General features: G+C 60.0%; 23 protein-coding genes. 8 read left to right on the top strand and 15 right to left on the bottom strand.

Features of this window, described 5'->3' with window-relative positions; translation table 11 throughout:
• Window positions 1-169: 169 nt before the first annotated feature.
• From B0D71_RS08640 to B0D71_RS08630, 3 genes are all read left to right on the top strand, one after another.
• Window positions 170-511, top strand: coding sequence for a YbaY family lipoprotein (locus tag B0D71_RS08640; protein ID WP_103394408.1), 342 nt, complete (start codon window positions 170-172; stop codon window positions 509-511).
• Window positions 512-609: 98 nt separating this feature from the next.
• Window positions 610-1,008 (top strand): YbaY family lipoprotein, encoded by a 399-nt coding sequence (locus tag B0D71_RS08635; protein WP_103394407.1) that lies wholly within the window; start codon window positions 610-612, stop codon window positions 1,006-1,008.
• A gap of 27 nt (window positions 1,009-1,035) precedes the next feature.
• Window positions 1,036-1,725 (top strand): DUF4197 domain-containing protein, encoded by a 690-nt coding sequence (locus tag B0D71_RS08630; protein WP_103394406.1) that lies wholly within the window; start codon window positions 1,036-1,038, stop codon window positions 1,723-1,725.
• Between the two features lie 45 nt (window positions 1,726-1,770).
• On the opposite strand, the gene B0D71_RS08625 is transcribed toward B0D71_RS08630, so the two are convergent.
• The 4 genes from B0D71_RS08625 to B0D71_RS08605 all read right to left on the bottom strand — a co-directional run bounded on the left by B0D71_RS08625 (window position 1,771) and on the right by B0D71_RS08605 (window position 8,513).
• Complete coding sequence (locus B0D71_RS08625; protein ID WP_103394405.1) at window positions 1,771-3,111, bottom strand: Fic family protein; 1,341 nt, start codon at window positions 3,109-3,111, stop codon at window positions 1,771-1,773.
• A gap of 143 nt (window positions 3,112-3,254) precedes the next feature.
• Window positions 3,255-3,548 (bottom strand): DUF6124 family protein, encoded by a 294-nt coding sequence (locus B0D71_RS08620; RefSeq protein WP_103394404.1) that lies wholly within the window; start codon window positions 3,546-3,548, stop codon window positions 3,255-3,257.
• A gap of 792 nt (window positions 3,549-4,340) precedes the next feature.
• The gene (locus B0D71_RS08610; RefSeq protein WP_103394403.1) at window positions 4,341-7,406 is read right to left on the bottom strand and encodes an efflux RND transporter permease subunit; all 3,066 of its coding nucleotides are present in this window, start codon (window positions 7,404-7,406) and stop codon (window positions 4,341-4,343) included.
• 6 nt (window positions 7,407-7,412) lie between these two features.
• Complete coding sequence (locus B0D71_RS08605) at window positions 7,413-8,513, bottom strand: efflux RND transporter periplasmic adaptor subunit (protein ID WP_103394402.1); 1,101 nt, start codon at window positions 8,511-8,513, stop codon at window positions 7,413-7,415.
• Between the two features lie 93 nt (window positions 8,514-8,606).
• Here B0D71_RS08605 and B0D71_RS08600 point away from each other — a divergent pair, with 93 nt between their 5' ends.
• Entirely contained in the window at window positions 8,607-9,245 is a 639-nt protein-coding gene (locus tag B0D71_RS08600; protein ID WP_103394401.1) for a TetR/AcrR family transcriptional regulator, read from the top strand.
• Between the two features lie 139 nt (window positions 9,246-9,384).
• Here B0D71_RS08600 and B0D71_RS08595 read toward each other — a convergent pair whose 3' ends face one another.
• Window positions 9,385-10,167, bottom strand: coding sequence for a class I SAM-dependent methyltransferase (locus B0D71_RS08595; protein WP_008019582.1), 783 nt, complete (start codon window positions 10,165-10,167; stop codon window positions 9,385-9,387).
• Window positions 10,168-10,260: 93 nt separating this feature from the next.
• Between B0D71_RS08595 and B0D71_RS08590 the strand changes: the two genes are divergently transcribed.
• The gene (locus B0D71_RS08590) at window positions 10,261-10,881 is read left to right on the top strand and encodes an energy transducer TonB (protein WP_103394400.1); all 621 of its coding nucleotides are present in this window, start codon (window positions 10,261-10,263) and stop codon (window positions 10,879-10,881) included.
• Between the two features lie 3 nt (window positions 10,882-10,884).
• Here the strand turns inward: B0D71_RS08590 and B0D71_RS08585 are convergent, their stop codons facing one another.
• From B0D71_RS08585 to ppc, 6 genes are all read right to left on the bottom strand, one after another.
• Window positions 10,885-11,706: an isocitrate lyase/PEP mutase family protein gene (locus B0D71_RS08585; protein WP_103394399.1), complete on the bottom strand. Its 822-nt coding sequence runs from the start codon at window positions 11,704-11,706 to the stop codon at window positions 10,885-10,887.
• A gap of 34 nt (window positions 11,707-11,740) precedes the next feature.
• Window positions 11,741-12,601 carry a DUF72 domain-containing protein gene (locus tag B0D71_RS08580; RefSeq protein WP_103394398.1) on the bottom strand — a complete coding sequence of 287 codons (861 nt, stop codon included), beginning with the start codon at window positions 12,599-12,601 and terminating at the stop codon, window positions 11,741-11,743.
• Window positions 12,601-12,906: a hypothetical protein gene (locus B0D71_RS08575; protein ID WP_103394397.1), complete on the bottom strand. Its 306-nt coding sequence runs from the start codon at window positions 12,904-12,906 to the stop codon at window positions 12,601-12,603. The genes B0D71_RS08580 and B0D71_RS08575 overlap by 1 nt, the downstream gene beginning before the upstream one ends.
• A 298-nt stretch (window positions 12,907-13,204) precedes the next feature.
• A complete protein-coding gene (tsaB, locus tag B0D71_RS08570; RefSeq protein WP_103394396.1) occupies window positions 13,205-13,879 on the bottom strand; it encodes a tRNA (adenosine(37)-N6)-threonylcarbamoyltransferase complex dimerization subunit type 1 TsaB in 675 nt (224 codons plus the stop codon).
• 96 nt (window positions 13,880-13,975) lie between these two features.
• Window positions 13,976-14,623 (bottom strand): adenylate kinase, encoded by a 648-nt coding sequence (gene adk, locus B0D71_RS08565; protein WP_103394395.1) that lies wholly within the window; start codon window positions 14,621-14,623, stop codon window positions 13,976-13,978.
• A gap of 288 nt (window positions 14,624-14,911) precedes the next feature.
• Window positions 14,912-17,542 (bottom strand): phosphoenolpyruvate carboxylase, encoded by a 2,631-nt coding sequence (gene ppc, locus B0D71_RS08560; protein ID WP_103394394.1) that lies wholly within the window; start codon window positions 17,540-17,542, stop codon window positions 14,912-14,914.
• 201 nt (window positions 17,543-17,743) lie between these two features.
• Here ppc and B0D71_RS08555 point away from each other — a divergent pair, with 201 nt between their 5' ends.
• The 3 genes from B0D71_RS08555 to lptF all read left to right on the top strand — a co-directional run bounded on the left by B0D71_RS08555 (window position 17,744) and on the right by lptF (window position 19,660).
• A complete protein-coding gene (locus B0D71_RS08555; protein WP_103394393.1) occupies window positions 17,744-18,088 on the top strand; it encodes a pilin assembly protein in 345 nt (114 codons plus the stop codon).
• A 315-nt stretch (window positions 18,089-18,403) separates the two neighbouring features.
• A complete protein-coding gene (locus B0D71_RS08550) occupies window positions 18,404-18,817 on the top strand; it encodes a DUF4398 domain-containing protein (RefSeq protein ID WP_103394392.1) in 414 nt (137 codons plus the stop codon).
• Between the two features lie 45 nt (window positions 18,818-18,862).
• Window positions 18,863-19,660, top strand: a complete 798-nt coding sequence (gene lptF, locus B0D71_RS08545; protein WP_103394391.1) for a lipotoxin F family OmpA-related lipoprotein LptF — start codon at window positions 18,863-18,865, stop codon at window positions 19,658-19,660.
• A 140-nt stretch (window positions 19,661-19,800) separates the two neighbouring features.
• Here lptF and B0D71_RS08540 read toward each other — a convergent pair whose 3' ends face one another.
• The 4 genes from B0D71_RS08540 to B0D71_RS08520 form a co-directional block, all read right to left on the bottom strand.
• Complete coding sequence (locus B0D71_RS08540; RefSeq protein ID WP_103394390.1) at window positions 19,801-20,130, bottom strand: PA3694 family proteiin; 330 nt, start codon at window positions 20,128-20,130, stop codon at window positions 19,801-19,803.
• Window positions 20,127-21,041, bottom strand: a complete 915-nt coding sequence (locus B0D71_RS08535) for an alpha/beta hydrolase (RefSeq protein WP_103394389.1) — start codon at window positions 21,039-21,041, stop codon at window positions 20,127-20,129. The genes B0D71_RS08540 and B0D71_RS08535 overlap by 4 nt, the downstream gene beginning before the upstream one ends.
• A 149-nt stretch (window positions 21,042-21,190) precedes the next feature.
• The gene (locus B0D71_RS08525) at window positions 21,191-22,468 is read right to left on the bottom strand and encodes a flavohemoglobin expression-modulating QEGLA motif protein (RefSeq protein WP_095965012.1); all 1,278 of its coding nucleotides are present in this window, start codon (window positions 22,466-22,468) and stop codon (window positions 21,191-21,193) included.
• Between the two features lie 32 nt (window positions 22,469-22,500).
• On the bottom strand, window positions 22,501-23,055 hold the full coding sequence (locus B0D71_RS08520; protein ID WP_103394388.1) for a hypothetical protein: 555 nt from the start codon (window positions 23,053-23,055) through the stop codon (window positions 22,501-22,503).
• Window positions 23,056-23,221: the final 166 nt, after the last annotated feature.

Genomic DNA, 23,221 nt, shown 5'->3' with positions numbered 1-23,221 from the left:
TCCATCTGGATCACTGCGCGCAGGGCTTATGGCTGAAGCAAGGACGCTTCTGACTCATGCCACCCCCTCTTCGCCCCTGCTTGCAGGAGTTCCCCTACATAGAAATCGCTGCCCCGCCCCTATTCTGGACGCTCGTCACTACCGACGATCAATCGATAAGGAAATCAATATGAGCAGCGAAACCGTAAAGACCATTGGTGGCAAAGTGCACTTCCTGGAAAGGATTGCGCTGACGCCTAACTCGACGCTTCATGTCCGCTTGCTGGATGTCAGCCTGCAAGATGTCGTCGCGAAGGAACTGGCCGTACAGATCACCCCCAATGCAGAAAAAGTCGGGCTGAACTTCAACCTGACGTACAAGCATGCAGATGTCCTGCCTGGCCATACCTATGCAATCAGCGCGAGCATCACCCTCGAAGACCGTCTGCTCTTCGCCACCACTCAACAACACCCGGTGGAACTGGGTGTCGATTATGTAAAGGAACAGGAAGTGCTGGTCAGCCTCGTCTGAGAACACCCCCGAGGCAAGTTGGGCGATATCCCCGGTAAAATCCGTTAAATTGTCGTTGGCGCCGGTCTTCTTCGGCGCCAACGACAAGGATACGCCTCATGAAAAAACGCTCACTCCTTGGGCTTACTGTTTTGCTCGGCGCCTGCCAGTCCATGCAACCTGCCCCGAAAGCCAGCCTCGACGGCGAAGTCTTTTATCTGCAACGCATCGCGTTGCCACCTACCGCCACCTTGAGTGTCAGCTTGCAGGACGTATCGCTAATGGATGCGCCCGCTGTCGTTCTCGATGAACAGAAAGGCCAGGTCAAAGGCCAGGTGCCGTTAGCCTTCCATCTGAGTTACGATCCTGCCCAGATCAAACCGGGTCATCGCTACTCAGTCAGCGCCCGTATCGAAGTCGACGGCAAGTTGATGTTCATCACGACCGAAAACCACGCTGTGCAACTCGATGACAAAGACCCGCAACCGCTGAAAATCCGCGTCGACGCCGTCCGCTAATTTCCTCTTTCGAACAAGGAAGCTGTCATGTTCCGCCCTACCCTCCGCTTTGCCAGCCTGTGTGCAGGCTTGATGATTTGTGCCAACGCACTGGCGCTGTCCCTCACCGATCTGTCGCAGAAAGACGCCACCGGTGGACTCAAGGACGCACTGACCCAAGGCGCGCAACTGGCCGTGAAACAACTCGGCACCCCGGGCGGCTTCAGCAACAACCCCGACGTAAAAATCGAACTGCCGGGCAAGCTGGGCAAGGTCGCGAGCAAGATGAAACAGTTCGGCATGGGTGATCAGGTCGATGAACTGGAAGCCAGCATGAACAAAGCGGCGGAAACCGCCGTGACACAGGCCCAGCCAATCCTTGTCGATGCGGTGAAGAAAATGACCGTGGAAGACGCCAAGGGCATCCTCAGCGGCGGCAACGACTCGGCCACCCAATACCTGAACAAGACCAGCCGCGAACAGATCCGCGCCAAGTTCCTGCCTATCGTCAAGCAAGCCACCGACAAGGTTGGCCTGGCCCAGCAGTACAACTCGTTCGCCGGACAAGCGGCGACCATGGGCGTAGTGGACGCGAAGAATGCCAACGTCGAAAACTACGTCACCGAGCAGGCGTTGAATGGCTTGTTCGAAATGATCGGCAAACAGGAAGAAGCCATCCGCCAGAACCCTGCAGCTGCGGCGACCAGTTTGGCGAAGAAGGTGTTTGGCACGCTCTGAGCCGCGACACAAAACCTGTGGGAGCAGTCTTGCTCCCACAAAGTTTCAGGCCACGGGTCTTAGAAAGAACACCCACTCGCGCCCCATCTTGCGTTTCTCGAACAGCTTCAACGCGACCAGTCCATTGAGCGTGGCTGATGCTGTGTTGTAGGAACAACCCAGATTTTCCTTCACGTTGACCGCAGTGAACTCCTTGGCCATTCCGCTTCTGGCCACTTGAAACAACGCCCGCTGTTTCTCGGTGAGCTGGTTCAGAAAACCACTTTCACGCAACCAGCAATCAAATAGCTGCGCATCGCTCAGACTTTTCCGATACGCCTCGGTAAAACTGCCCACAGCGCGCAACACCACCGAACACTGGAAATCGATGAAGTACGTCAGATCCAGGTCGTCCGCCTCGGTATTCAAATACGACCGCCCGTACTTCAACGGCGCATTGCGCAACAAAACACTGATGGCGATATAGCGAAATGCCGAGTAATCATTTTTGAACATGAACCAGTAAAACAACGCACGTGCCACCCGACCGTTGCCGTCACGAAAGGGATGCTCGTAACCCAGGACAAAATGCAGCGCGATGGCTTTGATCAATGGGTGAAGGTAGTCCGCTTGATGAAGGTTGTTGTGGGTTTGGTTGATCCACTGGGTCAGCACCTGCAAACGTGACACAAGCCCTGCTGCTGGTGGTGGCGAATGCACTGTGTTGCCCTCGCCATCCTGGACGACGACGTCATCGTTGGTCCTGAATGCCCCAGGCGAGTACCGCGAATCGTCGATTCCTTCGACGCCAACCCGATGCATGGCTGCAATCAGCTCAACGCTCAGTGGCTCGTATCGCTGCTCCCAGGCGAAGTTCATCATCTTGTAGTTACCAATGACCATTCGCTCATCCGGCGTGCGCGGCAAGCGATGGCGCTTGAGCATGTCCTTGGCCACCCGCGTCGTGGTGGCCGCACCTTCGAGCTGGCTGCTGCTGATGGCCTCGTCTTCGATCAGATCATTGAGCAAATAGCTGAAATGAGCGCGCTCGCCAATCTGGCCGGTCATGTATTCCAGCACCGCGGTTGTCGCTTGGCGATCCACCACGGAAATGGCTTTTTGCGCCTGCGGCGTCAGTATGAATTTCAGCCAGCACGTGGGTTCGCCCAATGGCAAAAGGTTCGAGTACTGTGCAGTCCGCGCTTTCTTGACCAAGGCCCAGCACAGACTCGAATCCAGCCCAGGCGCCCAGCGATAGCGCAATGAATCGAACGGCAGGTAACGCCCCTGATCGTCCAGAGGCTTGAGCAAAGCGAGGTATTGCGAAAGGCGTTCCTTGTGGGGCGATCGCAGCAGCCGATCAAACACCGGATCGGACCGCCCCCTCAATGTGGGTGGATTTTTCATGGAGCTGTCTCAAACATGCGTGAAACCGGTCTCTGAGTACAACACCTGAGCTTTTTAGCCTCAATATCAGACGGGTCCGAGATAGATGTAGGAACAATGGAGGCCCGCTGGTTGGTACAGGATCAGCGGGCTTTTTCCTTTTACTATTGCTGCGGCTCCAGCTGATCGAGGACGCGGTTCACTGATAGCTGCGCCAGGACGATCATCTGCTGAATGCCGAGTGCCAGATTGCAGGTTGGGCCGGTCATTGGGCCGGTCAGGATGGATGACAACTCAGTCGCCATCACGCTGGCCGAGGCGAGGGTTTCGTAGGCGTGGACCAGCAGCGTTTCGGAATTAATGCCAGGGCGGATGGTGAAAATTGGACAGGGGCGACTTGAAGTGCCGATTTGCTCTTCGGGCTCTGAAGCCGGGGGGTTTGGGCTGGGTTTGATCATTGTGAAGCTCCTAACGAAAGTTGGAGCAGCCAGCATCACTTGCAGATGATGGGTGGCAGCTGTGTGCAGGTCTGCAAGACCGAGTCGTTAGGCAACCTCGGCAGACCCGAAGATCTCCCGCACACAGCCACCATAAATCGGTGGTCGCTAAAAAGCGCCACGATTATAGGTGCGCCAGTGGGCGCCTAACAAACTATTGGCGGGCTTGCAGTCCCGGTCGCTGAATTGGCAGCGACCGTCAGAGGCTAGAGAACGGGCTTCCGACGGGCAAGCTGAAAGTCTTGTGGGAATGGTCTGAATGGTTGGCATTGGCGATAAACACTATTGACTGTTGGGCAGTCTTCGCGAGCAGGCTCACTCCTACAATTGGATTGGGTACATCTGTGAGGAATTGGTTGGCTGGCAGGCCGCCATCGCTGGCAAGCCAGCTCCTACAGTTGATCGGCGTACACCCGTGCTCTTCACCACTCATCAGGCCGAGCGTTAGCTCGCCTGCAGCTCTTGATCTTGATCCACCCGCCCCCTCGGGAGGCCTCGTTCCGGTGTTCATCCGGGGATGGGCGCGCAGCGCCGTTCGACGCAGTCGAACACGCTGAATGTAGGTCGAAGCGAAGCCGACTGGAGGGCAGTGTCCCCGGATGGATACCGGAGCGAAGGAACCCCGAGCCTTAGCGAGGGGCCGTACGAAAGGGGCGAGACCTTTTGGTTCCTTTTGGGGCGTTTGCCAAAAGGGACTCGCCGTAAGGGCGAAACCATAAGCCGCCGTTACCTAAACAACGGATATGTACCCGGTCAAACGGTCTCCTTCCTGACCCGAAACCAAGCCGCATAAAGCGCAGGCAAAAACAGCAGCGTCAACGCCGTAGCCACAATCAATCCCCCCATGATCGCCACCGCCATCGGCCCGAAAAACACACTGCGCGACAACGGAATCATCGCCAACACCGCCGCCAGCGCCGTCAACACAATCGGCCGAAACCGCCGCACCGTCGCCTCGATGATCGCCTGCCAAGGCTTCAACCCGGCCGCGATATCCTGCTCAATCTGATCCACCAGAATCACCGAGTTACGCATGATCATCCCGGACAACGCGATGGTCCCCAGCATGGCCACGAAACCGAACGGCTGACGGAACACCAGCAAGAACAGCGTGACGCCAATCAAGCCCAAGGGCGCCGTCAGAAACACCATCGCCGTACGCGAAAAACTTCGCAGCTGCAGCATCAGCAAGGTCAGCACCACCACGATAAACAACGGCACGCCGGCCTTCACCGAGTTCTGTCCGCGCGCGGAGTCTTCCACCGTGCCGCCGACATCCAGCAAGTAGCCATCCGGCAATTCAGCGCGGATCGGATCGAGGGTCGGCATGATCTGCTGCACCAGCGTAGCCGGTTGCTGCTTGTCATAGATGTCGGCACGAACCGTCACGTTGGGCAGGCGATTGCGGTGCCAGATGATGCCCTCTTCGAAGCCGTACTCCAGGGTCGCGATCTGCGATAGCGCGACACTGCGACCGTTATCGGTCGGCACCGCCAGGCTCGGCAACAACGACAGTTCGGTGCGCTCATGCAAGGTGCCGCGCAGCAGGATTTCGATCAACTCGTTGTCTTCACGGTATTGGCTGACGCTGGAACCGGTCAAGGAGCTTTGCAGGAACTTCGACAGGTTCGCCGTACTGACGCCCAGTGCCCGCGCGCGGTCCTGATCGATGTTCAGGTACACCACCTTGCTCGGTTCTTCCCAATCCAGGTGAACGTTGACCACATGCGGGTTCTCGCGAACCTTGGCCGCCACTTTGCGCGCCAGCGCCCGCACCTCCTCGATGTGCTCCCCCGTCACGCGAAACTGCACCGGGTAACCCACTGGCGGACCGTTTTCCAGACGTGTGACCCGCGAGCGCAGCGCTGGGAATTGTTCGTTGAGGGTTGAGATCAGCCAGGTGCGCAGGGTTTCGCGTTCCTCGATGGTTTTTGCCAGGACGACAAACTGGGCGAAGCTCGCCGCCGGCAGTTGCTGATCCAGCGGCAGGTAAAAACGCGGCGAACCGGTGCCGACGTAGGCCACGTAATTGTCGATCCCGGCCTTGTCCTTGAGCAGCGCTTCGAGACGCTTGACCTCGTCGGCGGTATTGCTCAGCGAAGCGCCTTCGGCCAGTTTCAGGTCGACCATCAACTCCAGTCGACCCGATGCCGGGAAGAATTGCTGCGGTACGAACTTGAACAGCACGATAGAGGCAATGAACAACACCACGGTCGCCCCGATCACGGTTTTGCGCCAGCGCACGCACCACTCCACCAGACGCCGGACGCGCTGATAAAACGGTGTGCCATACGGATCGGGCTGGCCGGCACCGTGCTTGGCGGCATGAATCTTCGCCAGGTCCGGCAGGAGCTTTTCCCCGAGATACGGCACGAAGACCACCGCGACCACCCACGACGCCAACAGCGCGATGGTGACCACTTCGAAGATCGAACGGGTGTATTCACCAGTGCCCGATTGCGCCGTGGCAATCGGCAGGAAGCCGGCCGCGGTGATCAGCGTACCGGTGAGCATCGGGAACGCGGTACTGGTCCAGGCGTAACTCGCGGCTTTGACCCGGTCGAAACCCTGCTCCATTTTGATCGCCATCATTTCCACGGCGATGATCGCGTCGTCCACCAGCAGGCCCAGCGCCAGAACCAATGCACCCAGGGAAATCTTGTGCAGGCCGATGCCAAGGTAATACATGCTGGCAAACGTCATCGCCAGCACCAGCGGAATGGCCAGGGCCACCACCATGCCAGTGCGTACGCCGAGGGAGAAGAAGCTCACCACCAACACGATGGCCAGCGCCTCGACCAGCACTTGCACGAACTCGCCAACACCGGTTTTCACCGCAGCCGGCTGGTCGGAGACTTTGCGCAGTTCCATACCGGCCGGGAGGTTTTTCTGGATGCGGGCGAATTCGACTTCCAGTGCCTTGCCCAGCACCAGAATGTCTCCACCGTCCTTCATCGCTACCGCCAGGCCGATGGCATCTTGCGCCATGAAGCGCATGCGCGGCGCCGGTGGATCATTGAAACCACGCCGCACATCGGCCACATCAGAGATGCGGAAAGTGCGATCACCGACGCGAATCGGGAAGTTCTTGATCTCGTCGACCTTATGAAAATTCCCCGTCACCCGTAGCTGCAATCGCTCGCTGCTGGTTTCGAAGAAGCCTGCCGTGGACACCGCGTTCTGTTCTTCAAGGGCTTGCTGGACGGCCGCCAGCGGCAAGCCGAGGGTGGCGAGCTTGACATTGGAGAGCTCGATCCAGATTTTCTCGTCCTGCAACCCCAGCAACTCGACCTTGCCCACATCCTTGACCCGTTGCAGCTGGATCTGGATGCGGTCGGCGTAATCCTTGAGCACGGCGTAGTCGAAACCTGCGCCGGTCAGGGCGTAGATGTTGCCGAAAGTGGTGCCGAATTCATCGTTGAAGAACGGCCCCTGAATCCCCGGCGGCAAGGTATGACGGATGTCGCTGATCTTTTTGCGCACCTGATACCAGAGCTCCGGGATCTCTGCCGAGTGCATGGAATCACGCGCAATGAAGGTGACCTGAGATTCCCCGGGCCGCGAGAACGAGACAATGCGCTCGTACTCGCCGGTTTCCATCAGCTTTTTTTCGATGCGTTCGGTGACCTGGCGCGAGACTTCCTCGGCGGTCGCGCCCGGCCAGTTGGTGCGAATCACCATGGCCTTGAAGGTGAACGGCGGATCTTCGCTCTGGCCGAGCTTGGTGTAGGACAGTGCGCCGACGATGGCCAGCAACAGCATCAGGAACAGGACGATCTGGCGATTACGCAGCGCCCATTCGGAAACGTTGAAGCGCATCGGGGCTTACTCCTTGTCCGCCAGATTGACCACGCGATTGGAGCGATCCACCGGGCGCACCTGCTGCCCTTCGAGTAGCACATGAACGCCGGCGGCCACTACCCAGTCGCTGGCGTTGAGTCCTTCAAGCACCGGTACGGTTTTCTCGCCGAAGGCACCCACGCGCACCGGGGTCTTTTTCAAGGTGTTGTTGGCGCTCACGACCCAGACATAGGTCACGCCGTTTTCCGCCGTCAGCGCTGAGAGCGGAACGGACAGCGGGACCACGTCGGCAGCCTGCACGAACACCCGGGCGCTCTGGCCCAGTTCGACAGGTACTGTGCCGGAATTGAAGGCGATACGCGCCGCGAAGGTGCGCGACTTGGGGTCGGCTGACGGCGACAGTTCACGGATGCGCCCTTCGAAACGCTGGTTGGGCTGGGTCCAGAGTTCCACCGCCACCGGCCCACCGACCTTGAAGCGGCCGAAGTTCTGCTCCGGCAGGCTGATCAACACTTCACGCTCGCCATCGGTGGCCAGGGTGAACACCGTTTGCCCGGCGGCCACGACTTGCCCGACTTCCACCAGACGCTTTGCCACGACGCCGTCCTGCGGCGCCCGCAACACGGCGTAACTGGCCTGGTTATTGGAAACGTTAAATTCGGCTTTGATTTGCTTGAGGCGCGCTTCGCCGGAGCGGTAGAGGTTTTCGTGATTGTCGTACTGCGAACGGCTGACCAGCTGACGCTCCATCAGGGTTTTATAGCGATCACGTTCGGCACGCACCATGCTCAAATTGGCTTCAGCGGCGGCGACCTGGGCGCGTGTGGCCTCCAGTTGCAGGCGCACGTCCTGTGGGTCGAGCTCTGCCAAGGGTTGATCGGCCTTGACCCGCTGCCCCTCTTCCACCAGTCGTCGGCTGACTTTACCGCCGATGCGGAACGCCAGGTCCGGCTCATAACGTGCACGAACTTCACCGGGATAGCTTTCCATGGACTGCGCCGAAGGCTCTGGCTGGACCACCATGGCCGGGCGCACGCTGACTTGCGGCGCTTCTTCGTGACCACACGCAGACAATAAAAAAGCCAGGGTAACTGGCAACGCGAGGGGCAAGGCATAGCGGAACATGGTGAAGGACCTTTCGCTAATGGTGCTTGGAATAATTATACTGAGCAGTATGTTATTAATAGCAAACTCACCAGTCCAGTAATAAAAACGAATATGCCAAACTATCCTTCAGCACCCAATGGCCCAGGCAGACCCAAGGATCTGGTCAAGCGCCAGGCGATTCTCGATGCGGCGAAAACGCTGTTTCTGAGTAAGGGTTATGCCAATACCAGCATGGATGCCGTCGCAGCCGAGGCCGGTGTGTCGAAGCTGACGGTCTATAGCCATTTCAACGACAAGGAGACGCTGTTCTCCGCCGCCGTGGTGGCCAAGTGCGAGGAGCAGTTGCCGCCGCTGTTTTTCGAATTGCCGGAAGGCGTGGCGGTGGAAACCGTGCTGCTGAACATCGCGCGCGGTTTTCATCACCTGATCAACAGTGATGAATCAGTAAACCTGCACCGCTTGATGATGACCCTGGGCAGCCAGGACCCAAAACTCGCGCAAATATTCTTCGAGGCCGGGCCGCAGCGCATGCTCCACGGCATGGAACGCCTGCTGAGCAAGATCGATGAAAGTGGCGTGCTGCGCATCGACAAGCCACACAACGCAGCCGAGCACTTCTTCTGCCTGCTCAAGGGGGCGGGGAACTTTCGCTTGCTGTATGGCTGCGGCGAACCGCCGGTGGGCGAGGCGGCGGAGAGCCATGTGCGGGAAGTGGTGGGGTTGTTTATGCGGGCTTATCGGCCGGAGTGAGCCCTGACAGATATAGGCTGGCTGATCTGACGCTATCGCTGGCAAGCCAGCGCCTACAGGGTACGGGGGTGCTCCCAAGTCTTGGGCCCGACACAGAACCTGTAGGAGCTGGCTTGCCAGCGATGAAGGCGACTTGGTCTTAAGGCTTCAAAGCCTTCTTCGGATAAATGTCATACCGACTGGACTTGCCATCCAGCGCATGACTCGGCTTCGGCCCTTCGATGCACGGCGCTTTGCGCGGGCGCTTGACCACCACCCGGTGGCTGGCCAGGGCCAAGGCGGCTTCGAGCAGTGCCGGCGCATCCGGGTCATCGCCCACCAGTGGGCGGAACAGGCGCATTTCCTTTTTCACCAGCGCGGTTTTCTCGCGGTGCGGGAACATCGGGTCAAGGTAGATCACCTGCGGCGGTTCGCCTTCCCAATTGCGCATGACCTCGATCGAATTGCCCTTGAGCAAGCGCATGCGCGCCACGATCGGCGCCACGTCGAAATCTTCCGCGCCACGGGCCAGGCCATCCTCCAGCAAGGCGCCGATCAGCGGCTGACGCTCGATCAGGCTCATCTCGCAACCAAGGCTGGCCAACACGAACGCGTCTTTGCCCAGCCCCGCCGTCGCATCCAGTACCCGCGGGCGCACGCCCTGGGCGACACCGACGGCCTTGGCGATCATCTGCCCGCTGCCACCGCCGTACAACCGGCGATGGGCCGCACCGCCCTCGACGAAATCCACCCGCACCGGCCCCGGCGCATCCGGCCCCAGCTGCTGCAACTGCAAACCCTGGTCACCCACCTGCAGGGCAAACTCGCCGTCCGCCACTTGCATCGGCAAGCCCAGGCGCTCGGCCCATTGCTCGGCTTGTGGCTCGAAAGCCGCGTCCAGGGCCTGGACATGGATGCGGCAGGCCGCAGGTTGATCAATCATCGGAAAACACGCTCAAAAAATTAATGATCGGCAAAAACTGCCGATAACAAAACTATCGAGCATTTTGCCAGAGCTGAGCGTCGACCGAGAGAAATGTCAGACATTCAACCCACAATCACAGGTTTTATATCGCCCTACGGCAATTACAACCTGCGAAACACCCAGGCACTGAGCGGTGTCAGTCACATCTGGCAGGATTTCTTTGCCCGTGCGCTGGCCGATCAGTCGGGTGATGTGCTGCCTGAATCGTTGAATTTCCCACCGGTCGATCTCGAAAGCCCTGTGGAGCCGACTGTCGGCAGCGAGCTGCTGGAGCACATCGTGTCCCAGCGCGAGTGCGATGTGAAGGACACCCAGGTTCGTCCACCCGAGCCGCTGTTCCTGCCGATTGCCGAATTCGAAATGGAACTGGCCGACAAGCCCCGCCCACCGTTCCCGGCAGACGAAATCGTCGCCCAGCAAAAACAGCAAGACTTCGAAAGCGGCTGGGTACGCCCGATCGTGCTCAACGCCGGTCAGCCGGTATACGAAGCCGGCCCTGCCCCGCAACCGCGTCCGCTGCGCCTGCCGATTGCCGAGTTCGAGCTCGACCTGCTCGACAAACCGTTCCCGCCGTTCTCGCCAGAAGAACGCGTGGAACAGCAGAAACAGCTCGATTTCGATAACGGCTGGGCACGCCCGATCATCCTGCAGAACCTGCGTATCGCTGCCTGATCCTCAGCCTTTGAAGAACTGATTGGCCTTCTGGTACGGCATCGACCGGGACGTGAAACCAAACGTGCCCGATGTCTGGATTTCCTCGGCGGCGCGGAAGAATTCACCATAGGCCGCCAATGCCAGCGCGGAACCGACGCTGATACGTTTGACGCCCATTTCCCCCAACTGCGCGACCGTCAGCTTCAAGCCGCCCGACATCAACACATTCACCGGTTTTGGCGCCACCGCGCGCACCACCGCCAATACATCCTCGGCGCTGCGCAGACCGGGTGCGTAAAGCACATCGGCACCGGCCTCGGCGAATGCCTGCAAGCGGCGGATGGTGTCGGCCAGATCGGGATTGCCGTGCAGGAAGTTTTCCGCCCGGGCCGTCAATGTGAAGGGGAACGGCAAACTGCGAGCAGCGGCCACAGAGGCCTCGATTCGCGCCACGGCGTGTTCGAAACAATAGATCGGGCCTTCTTCGCGGCCGGTGGCATCTTCAATCGAACCACCGACGGCTCCAGCCTCGGCAGCGCGCAAGATGCTTTTGGCGCAATCAGCCGGGTTGTCGGCAAAGCCGTTTTCCAGGTCGACTGCAACCGGCAAGTCAGCGGCGGCGACGATCGCCTTAACGTTCAACAGGGTATCGTCGAGGGTCAATCCACCATCGGCGCGGCCCTGGGAAAAGGCATAACCGGCACTGGTGGTCGCCAGCGCCTCGAAGCCAAGGCTGGCGAGCATTTTCGCCGAGCCGGCATCCCACGGATTGGGAATCACAAAAGCGCCGGGGCGTTCATGTAGGGCTTTGAACGCCTGGGCTCGAAGGGTTTGCGCATCCATTGGGCAGGCTCCTGAAGAGGGGAAAGAATCCGCCTCAGAGCAGGCCAAGTTGCTCGGCGACGGGTTCTCTGTATAGCTCAGGCAGCGCCGGCAGGCCAGGCAAACGCAGCATCAGTTTGGCGTGAAAGCGCTGCGCCAGTTTTGCGGCCAGCAAGTTGTCGGCCGTGTGCAGGAAGATATACGGCGTGCGGCCCTCTTCGATCCACACCGCGATTTTTTCGACCCAGGGTTCCAGAAACCTATCGTTGGCCTCAAGCGTCGGATGGCCGATAAAGCGCACCTGCGGGAATGACGTGAAGGCCGTCGGACGCGGTGGCACACGGGGTTTCTTCGCTTGGGCGTGGAGTACCGAGGGCTCGGTCGAGGTGCAACTGAACAACGCACGGGGATCGAGACAGATGCGTTCGACGCCGCGATCCAGCAGCAGGCGATTGAGCATTCGCTCGCTGTCACCCTTGGCGAAAAACTCGTCATGCCGCACTTCCACGGCCAGTGGCCGCTGCAGCGCATCGATGAATCCGGTCAGTTCGGGCAAGCGCTGGGGCGTGAAGCTTTTCGAAAGCTGCAACCACAGTGGCGACACCCGCTCGCCGAGCGGGCTGAGCAGTTGCAGGAAGGTTTCGGCGGCGGTCAGTTGCTCGCGCAGATCGCCGCCGTGACTGATTTCGCCGGGAAACTTGGCAGTGAAGCGAAAGTGTTCGGGCATGGTCTCGGCCCAACGCTGCACGGTGCTGGCAGCCGGACTCGCGTAGAAGGTCGTGTTGCCTTCCACGGCATTGAAAACCCGGGAATAGAGCTCAAGAAAGTCTGCGGTCTTGGCGTCTGGCGGATACAGGTAATCGCGCCAGGCGTTTTCGCTCCAGGAGGGGCAACCGAGGTAGTACGGCAGCAGCATCAGATGTACAGGTCGAGACCCAGCACATCCGCTTCCCAATCGACGAAACCGGCGGTGCTCAGGTAGCTGGCCAGGGCCATCGCCACACTTTTGCTCATGGCACGGTGGTAAATCATGTCTTGCTGACGGGCGGGAAGGTTGCTCAGTTTTTGCGCAGAGGCTTTGGCGGCGCGGGCAGCCAGTTGCTCTTCAGTCGGGAATTCCAGCTCGCCTTCGATATCAATGGCGTCATCTTCCACCACGCGGCCTTTGCTTGGCTTACGCTTGATGGGGTAGGACTGAGAGGAAACGCCGTCTATACGCATAGGTGCATGCTCGGAATCAGTAATGGCAGTTTAGTGGCGCAATACCCACTTCGCAAACCGCCGAGTGATAACTAGAACACATAAAAGGCAAAAGGTTTAAAGCTGAGGTTAGAAAACGACGATCGGCTGAATCTGGAACACCGACTGTGGCGAGGGGGCTTGCCCCCGTTCGGCTGCGTAGCAGTCGCAGGTCGGCTGATGCGGTGTGACAGGCAAATCGAATTCTATAGTTTTGGCACTGCTGCGCAGTGCAACGGGGGCAAGCCCCCTCGCCACAAAAGCCCCTGAACCTGCTGAACTACCGCGCTTTCGGCGTCGCCACTTTGTCCCGCAGGTAAACCGGCTGCGCCTCGTCGGCCACGATAGCCTCGCCGCGTGCCCAGGCAAATCGCGCCAGGGTCAGCAAGTCTTCGGCATGGGGCAACATGCCCGCGTCCTGCCCGCTCAGGCTGACGGCGATACGCTCGCCATAACCCCACCCGGTACCCGCGCCAAACCACTCGCCACTGGCATCGACCGGCAATGCAGCCGACTCCGGTGGCAGTACCGCCTCAGCGCCGACCAGACGCATCTCCCCGGCCGTTTCGCGGTAGCAACCCCAATACACTTCGTCCATGCGCGCGTCGATGGCAGCGGCGACCTGAGTGGCACCGTGTTCGCGCAGCGCACGTTGCGCCAACACGGCCAGGTTCGACACCGGCAGCACGGGGCGATCCAGGGCAAATGCCAGGCCTTGCACCACGCCGATGGCAATACGCACGCCGGTGAAGGCACCCGGGCCCCGGCCAAACGCAATGGCATCGACTGCTTGCAGCGTGGTACCCGCATCGGCCAGCAGTTGCTTGATCATCGGCAACAGCTTCTGCGCATGCAGGCGCGGGATCACCTCGTAATGGCTCGTGACCTTGCCGTCATGCAGCAAGGCAACGGAGCAAGCTTCAGTCGCGGTGTCCAGGGCCAGCAAGGTGCTCATCGATGTTTCCGTAAGAAGGGGGATCAGAAAAAGTGCGTCAGTATAAACAACTACGGCCCGCAAGCGGGCCGTGGATGATGCAGCGAATCAGGTTTTTCAGCTCAGGGCTGCAAGCACCTTGGCGGTGATCGCTTCAACCGAACCGACGCCTTCGATGTGGCTGTACTTCGGCTTGCCATTGGCAGCCGACAGCTTCTGGTAGAAATCCACCAGCGGCTTGGTCTGGGAGTGGTAGACCGACAGGCGATGACGTACGGTTTCTTCGGTGTCGTCCTTGCGCTGTACCAGCTCTTCACCGCTGACGTCGTCAATACCAGCTACTTTCGGCGGGTTGTAGACGATGTGGTACACGCGGCCGCTGGCCTCGTGAACACGGCGACCGGCGATACGCTGGACGATTTCTTCGTCTTCGACGGCGATTTCAACCACTGCATCGAGCTCGACGCCAGCAGTCACCAGGGCTTCAGCCTGGGGAATGGTGCGCGGGAAGCCGTCGAACAGGAAACCGTTGGCGCAGTCGGACTGGGCGATGCGGTCCTTGACCAGAGCGATGATCAGATCATCGGACACCAGGCCGCCGGCATCCATGATGCTCTTGGCCTTGATGCCCAGCTCGGTGCCGGCCTTGACCGCGGCACGCAACATGTCGCCGGTGGAGATTTGCGGAATGCCGAATTTTTCGGTGATGAACTTAGCCTGAGTACCTTTACCGGCCCCGGGAGCTCCCAGCAGAATGACGCGCATCGATGTGCTCCTCAATTTTTTATATAGATAACGTCAGATTCGCCTCGTGGGGCCAATCTCAAAAATAGGGTCGTGACCGCCCAAACGGCCAAAGGCTGATCAAGATACACAGCAGGCTGCGCCCACACAAGACGCCAAAAGTCGGAGAAACCACTGTCTCTTGCGACCATTGCGCGCAGTTTCCCAAGTCGCAACCTCATCATTAACTGTCGCCTGGCCGCACTTTTATGCCTGCCATCGGGTGGCATCCGGCCGTTGAGCCGGACACCCAATACCACGGCAAAAATCTTAGCCGGTATTACGCAAACCGGCGGCAATCCCCGCCACAGACACCAGCAAAGCCTGTTCTACCGGGCTGCCCTGCGCCACGTCCTGCACTCGTGAACGGGCCAACAACTCGGCCTGCAATAGATGAAGCGGGTCGAGGTAAGTGTTGCGCAACCGGATGAACTCAAGGGTCGCTGGGCTATGTGCCAGCAGCTGCGACTGCCCGGTCAGGCCGAGAACGATGGTGCACGCCTGCGACAATAGGTCGCGTAAGTGCGCACCCAATGGCAACAGATTCGGCTCGACCAGACGCTGATCGTAGGACTGCGCAATGTCGGCATCCGCCTTGGCCAGGACCATTTCCAGCATGTCGATGCGGGTGCGGAAGAATGGCCACTGCTCACGCATCTGCCCCAGCAGTTCGCCTTCGCCACGCTCCAGTGCCTTGCTCAGGGCCGCTTCCCAACCCAGCCAGGCTGGCAGCATCAGGCGCGTTTGGGTCCAGCCGAAGATCCACGGAATAGCCCTAAGGCTTTCGATCCCCCCGGCCCGACGCTTGGCCGGGCGACTGCCCAACGGCAAGCGACCGAGTTCCTGTTCCGGCGTGGACTGGCGGAAATACTCCACGAACTGCGGGTTCTCCCGCACCACGGCGCGGTAGGCGCTGACACCGTCCGCGGCCAATTCGTCCATCAAATGGCGCCACTCGGGCGTAGGTGGCGGTGGAGGCAGCAAGGTCGCCTCAAGCACGGCGGCCAGGTACAGGTTGAGGTTTTGTTCGGCGATGTCCGGCAGGCCGAACTTGAAGCGAATCATTTCGCCCTGTTCGGTGGTACGGAAACGCCCCGCTACCGATCCCGGTGGCTGCGACAGGATCGCCGCGTGGGCCGGGCCGCCGCCACGCCCCACGGTGCCACCGCGACCATGGAACAACAGCAGTTCCACTTGTTGTTCACGGCAGATATCCACCAGTCGCTCCTGCGCCCGGTACTGCGCCCAGGCCGCCGCGGTGGTGCCGGCGTCCTTGGCCGAGTCGGAGTAGCCGATCATCACTTCCTGCGGCCCTTGCAGGCGCGCGCGATAGCCCGGCAACAGCAACAGTTTCTCAATCACGGGCCCCGCGTTGTCGAGGTCGGCCAGGGTTTCGAACAACGGCACCACGCGCATAGGCCGCAGCACGCCGGACTCTTTGAGCAGCAATTGCACCGCCAGCACATCGGAGGCGGCACCGGCCATTGAGATCACATAGGAGCCGAGGGACGCACCCGGTGCCGCAGCGATCTCCCGACAGGTCGCCAACACTTCAGCGGTGTCGGCGGAAGGCTTGAAGTACGCCGGCAACAAGGGCCGACGATTACTCAGCTCGCGCATCAGGAAGGCGATACGCTCTTCTTCACTCCAGTCTTCGTAGCGGCCGAGGCCAAGGTAGTCGGTGATTTCGGTCATCGCCGCGGTGTGCCGCGAGGAGTCCTGGCGCACATCCAGACGTACCAGGAACAGGCCGAAGGTCACCGCCCGACGCAGGCAATCGAGCAACGGTCCGTCGGCAATCACGCCCATGCCGCACTCGTGCAACGAGTGGTAGCAAAGCTCCAGCGGATCGAGCAGTTCGCGGTTGTTTTGCAGCACATCGGTCGGTGCCGGCGTTGGCGTTGACAAGGCGGCGTGCGCCCAGTTGCGTGTCGCCCGCAGGCGTTCACGCAGCTGTTTGAGCACAGCCCGGTAGGGTTCGGCGCTGTCACCCGCCTTGGCCTTCAGCTCATCGCTGGCCTGCTGCATCGACAGTTCAGCCGCCAGGTGATCGACATCCCGCAGGTACAAATCAGCCGCCATCCAGCGCGCCAACAGCAGTACTTCACGGGTAACCGCCGCCGTCACGTTCGGGTTGCCGTCGCGGTCGCCGCCCATCCACGAGGCAAAGCGAATCGGCGCCGCTTCCAGCGGCAAGCGCAAGCCGGTGGCCGCGTGCAGGGCCTGATCGGCCTTACGCAGATAATTGGGGATGGCCTGCCACAGCGAGTGCTCGATCACCGCGAACCCCCACTTGGCCTCGTCCACCGGCGTCGGACGCGTGCGGCGGATCTCTTCGGTGTGCCAGGCTTCGGCGATCAGACGCTGCAAGGTCGTCTTGATCTGCTCGCGCTCGGCGCTGGTCAGGTCGCGGTGATCCTGCGCCGCCAGTTGCGCGGCGATGGCGTCGTACTTCTGGATCAGCGTGCGGCGCGCGACTTCGGTCGGATGCGCGGTCAATACCAGCTCGATCTCCAGTCGGCCCAGTTGCCGGGCCAGCGCTTCGGCGCCATGCCCCTCGGCGCGCAGACGCGCGAGCAACTCCGGCAGTACCCGGGCTTCGAACGGCGCCTGTTGGGATTCGTCGCGGCGGTGAATTAATTGGTATTGCTCGGCGATATTGGCCAGGTTGAGAAACTGGTTGAACGCCCGCGCCACCGGCAGCAATTCGTCCTCGGACAACTGGTTGAGGCTGGCGCTGAGTTCGGCGTCCATGGAACCGCGCCGGTCAGCCTTGGCGCCCTTGCGGATCTGCTCGATCTTGTCGAGAAAATCGTCGCCATATTGCTCACGAATGGTGTTGCCCAGCAGCTCACCCAACAGGTGAACATCCTCGCGCAAGCGTGCATCAATATCGGTCATCAGCAGGTCTCCAGCAAAAAATCCGGGCGGCTAAGAACCTAGAGAGTGCCGCCCCAGACGGGTTCTTACAAGCAAGACGACGAAGGGCCTTTAAACCTTGCCTGTAGAGGCTAGTCTGAAGATAAGCCGCACAATGGCTGTCGCCGGCCAATGCCGGACACTCACCCTGCCTGCCACGAGCGGGAGCGCAATGAGGTCAATATGAAAATCCGCGAGCTTGCCCACCACTGGGAAGAAAACGCCAAGGGTCGCCTGACCGACACCGGCTACTCGATTCATCTGGACGTGGAGTCCGCCGCACGGCTGGCCGCGATCATCGAGATGTACCCCAAACGGCATCCCGAAGAACTGCTCGGCGATCTGATCGGCGCCGCGCTGGAAGAGCTGGAACGAAGCTTCCCGTACGTCAAAGGCTCGACCGTGGTTGCCACTGACGAAGAAGGTGATCCGCTGTACGAAGACATCGGGCCGACCCCGCGTTTTCTGGCGCTGTCCCGTCGGCATCTGCACGATTTGTCGATGCCTGAGGACAAACAGAAACACTGATTTCTTCCCCGCACTCCTGCCTGTGTGGGAGCAAGCCTGCTCGCAATGGTCGTTAACGAAACCGCGTGATGACTGATTAAACGCGGCGTAGTGAAGTCCATCGCGAGCAGGCTCGCTCCCACAAGTATGCGATTTAGAGCCCTGTCGACTCGATCAAAGTTTTTTCGATAGCCGGCTAATTTCTCTGAACTTTCAAAAAACGCCTCGGGTCAACCCAAGTAACCACGCCTGGGACGAGCGTTTCAAAACACCCCGCACTTGATGGTTTCAGCGCCCAGCCCAGGATGGATTCAACGCTTTTCAGGAGTTAGCCCAATGGAGTTGAAGACCATGAAAACCCGAACCGGCACATCTTCGTTCACTCATGCGCGCAGCCTCCAACTGGCGGCGCTGGCCCTCGGCGGCAGCCTGATCCTGTCCGGTTGCGCTGGCAACCCGCCAACCGAGCAATACGCGGTGACCCAATCGGCCGTCAACGACGCCGTGAGCGCCGGCGGCACCGAGTTCTCAGCCGTGGAAATGAAATCGGCCCAGGACAAGCTCAAGCAAGCCGAAATTGCCATGCACGACAAACAATATGACCAGGCCCGGATGCTCGCCGAACAGGCCGAGTGGGACGCTCGTGTCGCAGAGCGCAAGGCCCAGGCGATGAAGGCCGAACAATCTGTGAAGGACGCGCAGAAAGGCGTTCAGGAATTGCGTCAGGAAAGCCAGCGCACCCTTCAGTAAACGGCGCGGCGCCACGCATTCCCACTCGACTAAAAGGACGAAATCATGAAACGTAATCAACTGATGATCCCTGCCCTGCTGGCTGTCACCGTAGCCCTGGCGGCCTGCTCAACACCCCCCAACGCCAACCTCGAACAGGCCCGCACCAACTACTCGGGCCTGCAGGCCGACCCGCAAGCGGCCAAGGTCGCCGCCCTGGAAACCAAGGAAGCCAGCGATTATCTGGACAAGGCCGATCAGGCCTACCGGGACAAGCAGGACGTGGCCAAGGTTGACCAGCTTGCCTATCTGACCAACCAACGGGTTGAAGTGGCCAAGCAGACCATTGCCCTGCGCACCGCTGAAGCCAATCTGAAAAACACTTCGGCGCAACGGGCCGAGGCCCGCCTGGAAGGTCGAGAGCAGCAGATCAAACAACTGAAGGACAGCCTCAACGCCAAGCAGACCGATCGCGGGACGCTAGTGACCTTTGGGGACGTACTGTTCGCCACGGACAAGGCCGAACTGAATTCCAACGGTCTGATGAACATCAACAAACTGGCGCAGTACCTCCAGGAAAACCCGGACCGCAAAGTGATTGTCGAGGGCTACACCGACAGCACCGGTACGGCGTCGCACAACCAGTCGCTGTCGGAACGTCGTGCGGACTCTGTGCGTACAGCGCTGGTGAAGATGGGCGTCGATCCGGCGCGGATCGTGGCGCAGGGGTACGGCAAGGAGTATCCGGTGGCGGATAACGCCAGCACCTCGGGCCGGGCGATGAATCGTCGGGTGGAGGTGACCATCTCCAATGACAATCAGCCGGTAATGCCGCGTTCGGCGATTAGTGCCAACACGCGATAACCTGCGGTAACGCAATACCCTGTAGGACCGAGCTTGCTCGCGATGACGGTGTAATAGTCAACATGGATGTTGAATGTTACGGCCTCATCGCGAGCAAGCTCGCTCCTACATGGGGCTCTGTGTTGCCCACAGGGGCCGGTTTACGGCTCCAGCTTCTGCGGCGTTTCCTGCCCCATGCAACGCACGGCCTTCTTCTTGCTGTCGACCAGCACGCCGGTCAGGCCTTTCTGTTCCATGTCGAACAGCACCAGCACGCCATCGACGCACTGCGCGACTTGGGCGGCCGGCTCCAGGGAGACTTTGTAGTCTTCGCCCGGAATGGTCTTGAGCATGGTGAACTCGTTGAGCAGCAACGCATCTTCAGGCTTGGCGAAGTGCAGGTAGCCATACCACCACAGGGCACCGACGGTGCCGAGGATGCTGCAGATACCGGTGATGATCAGCGGGATGGCGTTACGTTCTTCACTCATTGCGGACTCTCTGGTGGTTCATCTTCAGAATTCGGCGGTGCCGGGTAATTGGGAATTTCACCCAGGCGGCGCAGGCCGTTGAAATGCTGCGGATCATCGAGATAGCGCAGCATGACTGTGCGCCAGACCGGGTCGGCGAACGTCTGCACATGACCGCCACGGGTCAGTTGCAGCACCCGCGGCGGCGGCGCAGCTTGATACAGTCGGATGCCGTTGGAAAGAGGCACGATCGGATCGTCGATGCTGTGGTAGAGCAGTTTCGGCACGTCTTTAAGCTGCGCCATGGCGTTGATCGCGCTGTCGCCATCCGGCACCAGCCATGACAACGGCACCTGGAACGTCCAGAACACCCATGAATGGCTCAACGCATACTGACCGACGCTACGGTAACTGGCGGGTACGCCATCGAGCACGATGGCCTTGAGTTGTTTCTGTCGTTGCGGGTGCTGGACCAGGTAATGCACGGCCATCGAGCCACCGAGGCTCTGGCCGAGCAGGATCAACGGCTTGCCTTGGACCTCCGGCGCCTTGTCCAGCCAGGCGAACGCCGCATCGATGTCCTGATAGATCGCCGGCAGGCTTGGTTCGCCTTCGGACAAACCATAACCGCGATAATCAACAAGCAACACCTGGTAACCATTTTTCGGCAACCAAAAGCTGCCGCCGAGGTGCATGGGCAGGTTTCCGCCGTTGCCGTGCAAGTGCAGTACCGTGCCTTTGACCTCGACACCCGGCTTTGCCGGCAGCCACCACGCGTTGAGCTTGAGGCCATCGGCCGTGATCAGGGTGACGGTGCGGTATTCGAGCCCGGCCTTTTGCGGAGTGAACAACTGGCCGGGTTCGGGGTAGAACAACAGTGAGCTGCAACCGCTCAGGGTCAGGAGAAGGCAGAGGATGCCGAGGATTCTCATCCGTTGAAACCCCGCGAAAAAATGGATTGGAATGCGCCTCCCTGTAGGAGCTGGCTTGCCAGCGATTACGGCTTAACATTCAACATGACCGTTGCCTGACACACCGCCATCGCTGGCAAGCCAGCTCCTACAGGGATTATCACCAGCCCTTACAGGATGTTGGAGTAATCCGCCTCGATCCGGTCCAGGCTCAGGTGGTTGAGGAAGTTGGAGAAGCACATCCACGCCGACAGCGCGTTCATGTCGCGGAACTGTTCCGGCAGGTACTTGGGCGGCACCACCAGGCCTTCGTCCACCAACTGGCGCAAGGTACGCATGTCTTCCAGGGTGGTCTTGCCGCAGAACAACAGCGGTATTTGCTCCAGCTTGCCTTTACGCACGGCCAGTTGAATGTAGTTGTAAATCATGATGAAGCCCTTGAGGTAGGACAAGTCTTTGGTAAATGGCAGACCTGTCGGCACCGAGCCGCGGAAAACGCGACTGGCGTTGCTGTAGCTCTCGGGCATCTCGAAACCTTGCTCACGGAAGAACTCGAACACCTGCAGGAAGTCCGCGCCCTCCTCCACCATGTGAATGGCGCGAGTGCGGTTGGTGAGTTTGCGCAGGCGACTCGGGTACGAGGCGAAGGTGATGATTTCCATCAGGATCGCCAGGCCTTCCTGGGTCACCGTCGACGAGGGCGGACCTTTGGCCAGGAAGGTGCAAATCGGCTGGTTCAGGCCGTTGAGCGTGGTACCGACGTGCACCAGCCCTTCGTGGACCTCCAGGGCGCGTACATCGCGCTGGTTGAACATCGCGTCGGAGCGGATCTTGATGTAGTCGGCGCCGGCCGCCGCATCCGCAACGATGCCATCGGACTCGAACACCCGAATGGTTTCCTCGGCTTCGCCAAACACCTTGTTCAAGCGATGCTGCAACATGTCGACCGCATCCTTGGCCGTCAGCGTCTTCGGTTCGTCCTTGAGGTCGCCACGGCCGTCGATGTTGTTCAGGTATTCGGAGAGCATCATGCCCAGGTCGGACAGCGTCGGGTCGCCAGCGTGGAAGGCATCGGAAGCGGCGCCGTACAGTTCCTGGGAAATCAGGCCGAAATCCTCGGTGCCGCGCGCTTCGAGCATGCGCACCACCATGCGGTATTCCTTGCACATGCGCCGCATGATCTGGCCGACCGGGTTGAACTGGCCGAGTTGACGGGTGATGTCGCGCTCGATGTTCTGGAACTCCAGCTTCACCTTGCTGGAATCGAACGCCAGTGGCCGGTTGAGGTAATAGTCGCGGTCCACCGCCGGCATTTCCTTGCCCTTGGCCTTGAGGAAGCCCTTGCGAATATTGTCGTCCCATTTGACCGCATCGAGTACGCGGATCGGCGTCTGCGCCAGCACGATGCGATCGGACAAAATGCGTATCGACTGTTGGTAATCGTCCACGCGAAACTCCTGTAGAAACCTGTTGATGCCGGTTATTTGGCCTTGGCCTGACGCTGATAGCGCACCGCTTCGACGAACACATCGGAATTGGCCGGGTCGTCGAGGTAGGCGGCGACTTGATCCATGTTGCTGTCGATCAATACGCCATCGCCGTCGCTGGTCTGGAAGCTTTCACCGCTCAGGGCTTTCTGCTTGATGGCTTGATTGATCTGCTCAAGATCAAGGTTGTAAACCACCAACTCATGTTTGTCGGTCAGCTCAAAACCGCCGAGGGTGAAATGCCCGCCGAACTGCGCCGGCACCTTCGCCGACAGATACCAGCGGTTGCCATGGCGTGACACCGTGAAGGGATAGGCCTCCCGTTCCCTGGGTTTGGCCCGGTAATAGCTGACGGCCTGATAGTGGTTGTCACCGATACGGCTCAGTTCGAGGTTGAGCGCCTCGCCCCAGGCGTTGGTGCTGGTCCATTTGCCGAGCAATCCCTTGGGCGCGGGTTCGCTTGCAGGCAGCGGCTCCTTGAAGGTCACCAAACAGCCACTGAGCAGCAGGAACGACAAGGCGATCACAACGACACGCCAGGCTTTCATTCAATACTCCCTATGAACACGCTTCGCCCTCAGATGCACAGCGCCTTCTGTGGCGAGGGGGCTTGCCCTCGTTCGGCTGCGAAGCAGTCGTAAAACCAGCGCATCCGGACTGACTGTCTCACCGAGCTCACTGGTTTTGGGGCGGCTTCGCCACCCAACGGGGGCA

The organism is Pseudomonas laurylsulfativorans, from assembly GCF_002906155.1.
Classification (GTDB): Bacteria; Pseudomonadota; Gammaproteobacteria; order Pseudomonadales; family Pseudomonadaceae; genus Aquipseudomonas; species Aquipseudomonas laurylsulfativorans.
This window is presented reverse-complemented; position numbering and strand designations above follow the sequence as displayed.

Excerpts from the sequence above, each read along its gene's own strand:
- tsaB (WP_103394396.1), bottom strand. The coding sequence starts at position 13,879 with ATGAGCACCTTGCTGGCCCTGGACACCGCGACTGAAGCTTGCTCCGTT.
- B0D71_RS08535 (WP_103394389.1), bottom strand. The coding sequence starts at position 21,041 with ATGAGAATCCTCGGCATCCTCTGCCTTCTCCTGACCCTGAGCGGTTGC.
- B0D71_RS08580 (WP_103394398.1), bottom strand. The coding sequence starts at position 12,601 with ATGCTGCTGCCGTACTACCTCGGTTGCCCCTCCTGGAGCGAAAACGCC.
- B0D71_RS08520 (WP_103394388.1), bottom strand. The coding sequence starts at position 23,055 with ATGAAAGCCTGGCGTGTCGTTGTGATCGCCTTGTCGTTCCTGCTGCTC.
- B0D71_RS08575 (WP_103394397.1), bottom strand. The coding sequence starts at position 12,906 with ATGCGTATAGACGGCGTTTCCTCTCAGTCCTACCCCATCAAGCGTAAG.
- lptF (WP_103394391.1), top strand. The coding sequence starts at position 18,863 with ATGAAACGTAATCAACTGATGATCCCTGCCCTGCTGGCTGTCACCGTA.
- B0D71_RS08635 (WP_103394407.1), top strand. The coding sequence starts at position 610 with ATGAAAAAACGCTCACTCCTTGGGCTTACTGTTTTGCTCGGCGCCTGC.
- B0D71_RS08605 (WP_103394402.1), bottom strand. The coding sequence starts at position 8,513 with ATGTTCCGCTATGCCTTGCCCCTCGCGTTGCCAGTTACCCTGGCTTTT.
- B0D71_RS08625 (WP_103394405.1), bottom strand. The coding sequence starts at position 3,111 with ATGAAAAATCCACCCACATTGAGGGGGCGGTCCGATCCGGTGTTTGAT.
- adk (WP_103394395.1), bottom strand. The coding sequence starts at position 14,623 with ATGCGCGTCATTCTGCTGGGAGCTCCCGGGGCCGGTAAAGGTACTCAG.
- B0D71_RS08610 (WP_103394403.1), bottom strand. The coding sequence starts at position 7,406 with ATGCGCTTCAACGTTTCCGAATGGGCGCTGCGTAATCGCCAGATCGTC.
- B0D71_RS08540 (WP_103394390.1), bottom strand. The coding sequence starts at position 20,130 with ATGAGTGAAGAACGTAACGCCATCCCGCTGATCATCACCGGTATCTGC.
- B0D71_RS08585 (WP_103394399.1), bottom strand. The coding sequence starts at position 11,706 with ATGGATGCGCAAACCCTTCGAGCCCAGGCGTTCAAAGCCCTACATGAA.
- B0D71_RS08590 (WP_103394400.1), top strand. The coding sequence starts at position 10,261 with ATGTCAGACATTCAACCCACAATCACAGGTTTTATATCGCCCTACGGC.
- B0D71_RS08600 (WP_103394401.1), top strand. The coding sequence starts at position 8,607 with ATGCCAAACTATCCTTCAGCACCCAATGGCCCAGGCAGACCCAAGGAT.
- B0D71_RS08550 (WP_103394392.1), top strand. The coding sequence starts at position 18,404 with ATGGAGTTGAAGACCATGAAAACCCGAACCGGCACATCTTCGTTCACT.
- ppc (WP_103394394.1), bottom strand. The coding sequence starts at position 17,542 with ATGACCGATATTGATGCACGCTTGCGCGAGGATGTTCACCTGTTGGGT.
- B0D71_RS08595 (WP_008019582.1), bottom strand. The coding sequence starts at position 10,167 with ATGATTGATCAACCTGCGGCCTGCCGCATCCATGTCCAGGCCCTGGAC.
- B0D71_RS08620 (WP_103394404.1), bottom strand. The coding sequence starts at position 3,548 with ATGATCAAACCCAGCCCAAACCCCCCGGCTTCAGAGCCCGAAGAGCAA.
- B0D71_RS08630 (WP_103394406.1), top strand. The coding sequence starts at position 1,036 with ATGTTCCGCCCTACCCTCCGCTTTGCCAGCCTGTGTGCAGGCTTGATG.
- B0D71_RS08555 (WP_103394393.1), top strand. The coding sequence starts at position 17,744 with ATGAAAATCCGCGAGCTTGCCCACCACTGGGAAGAAAACGCCAAGGGT.
- B0D71_RS08640 (WP_103394408.1), top strand. The coding sequence starts at position 170 with ATGAGCAGCGAAACCGTAAAGACCATTGGTGGCAAAGTGCACTTCCTG.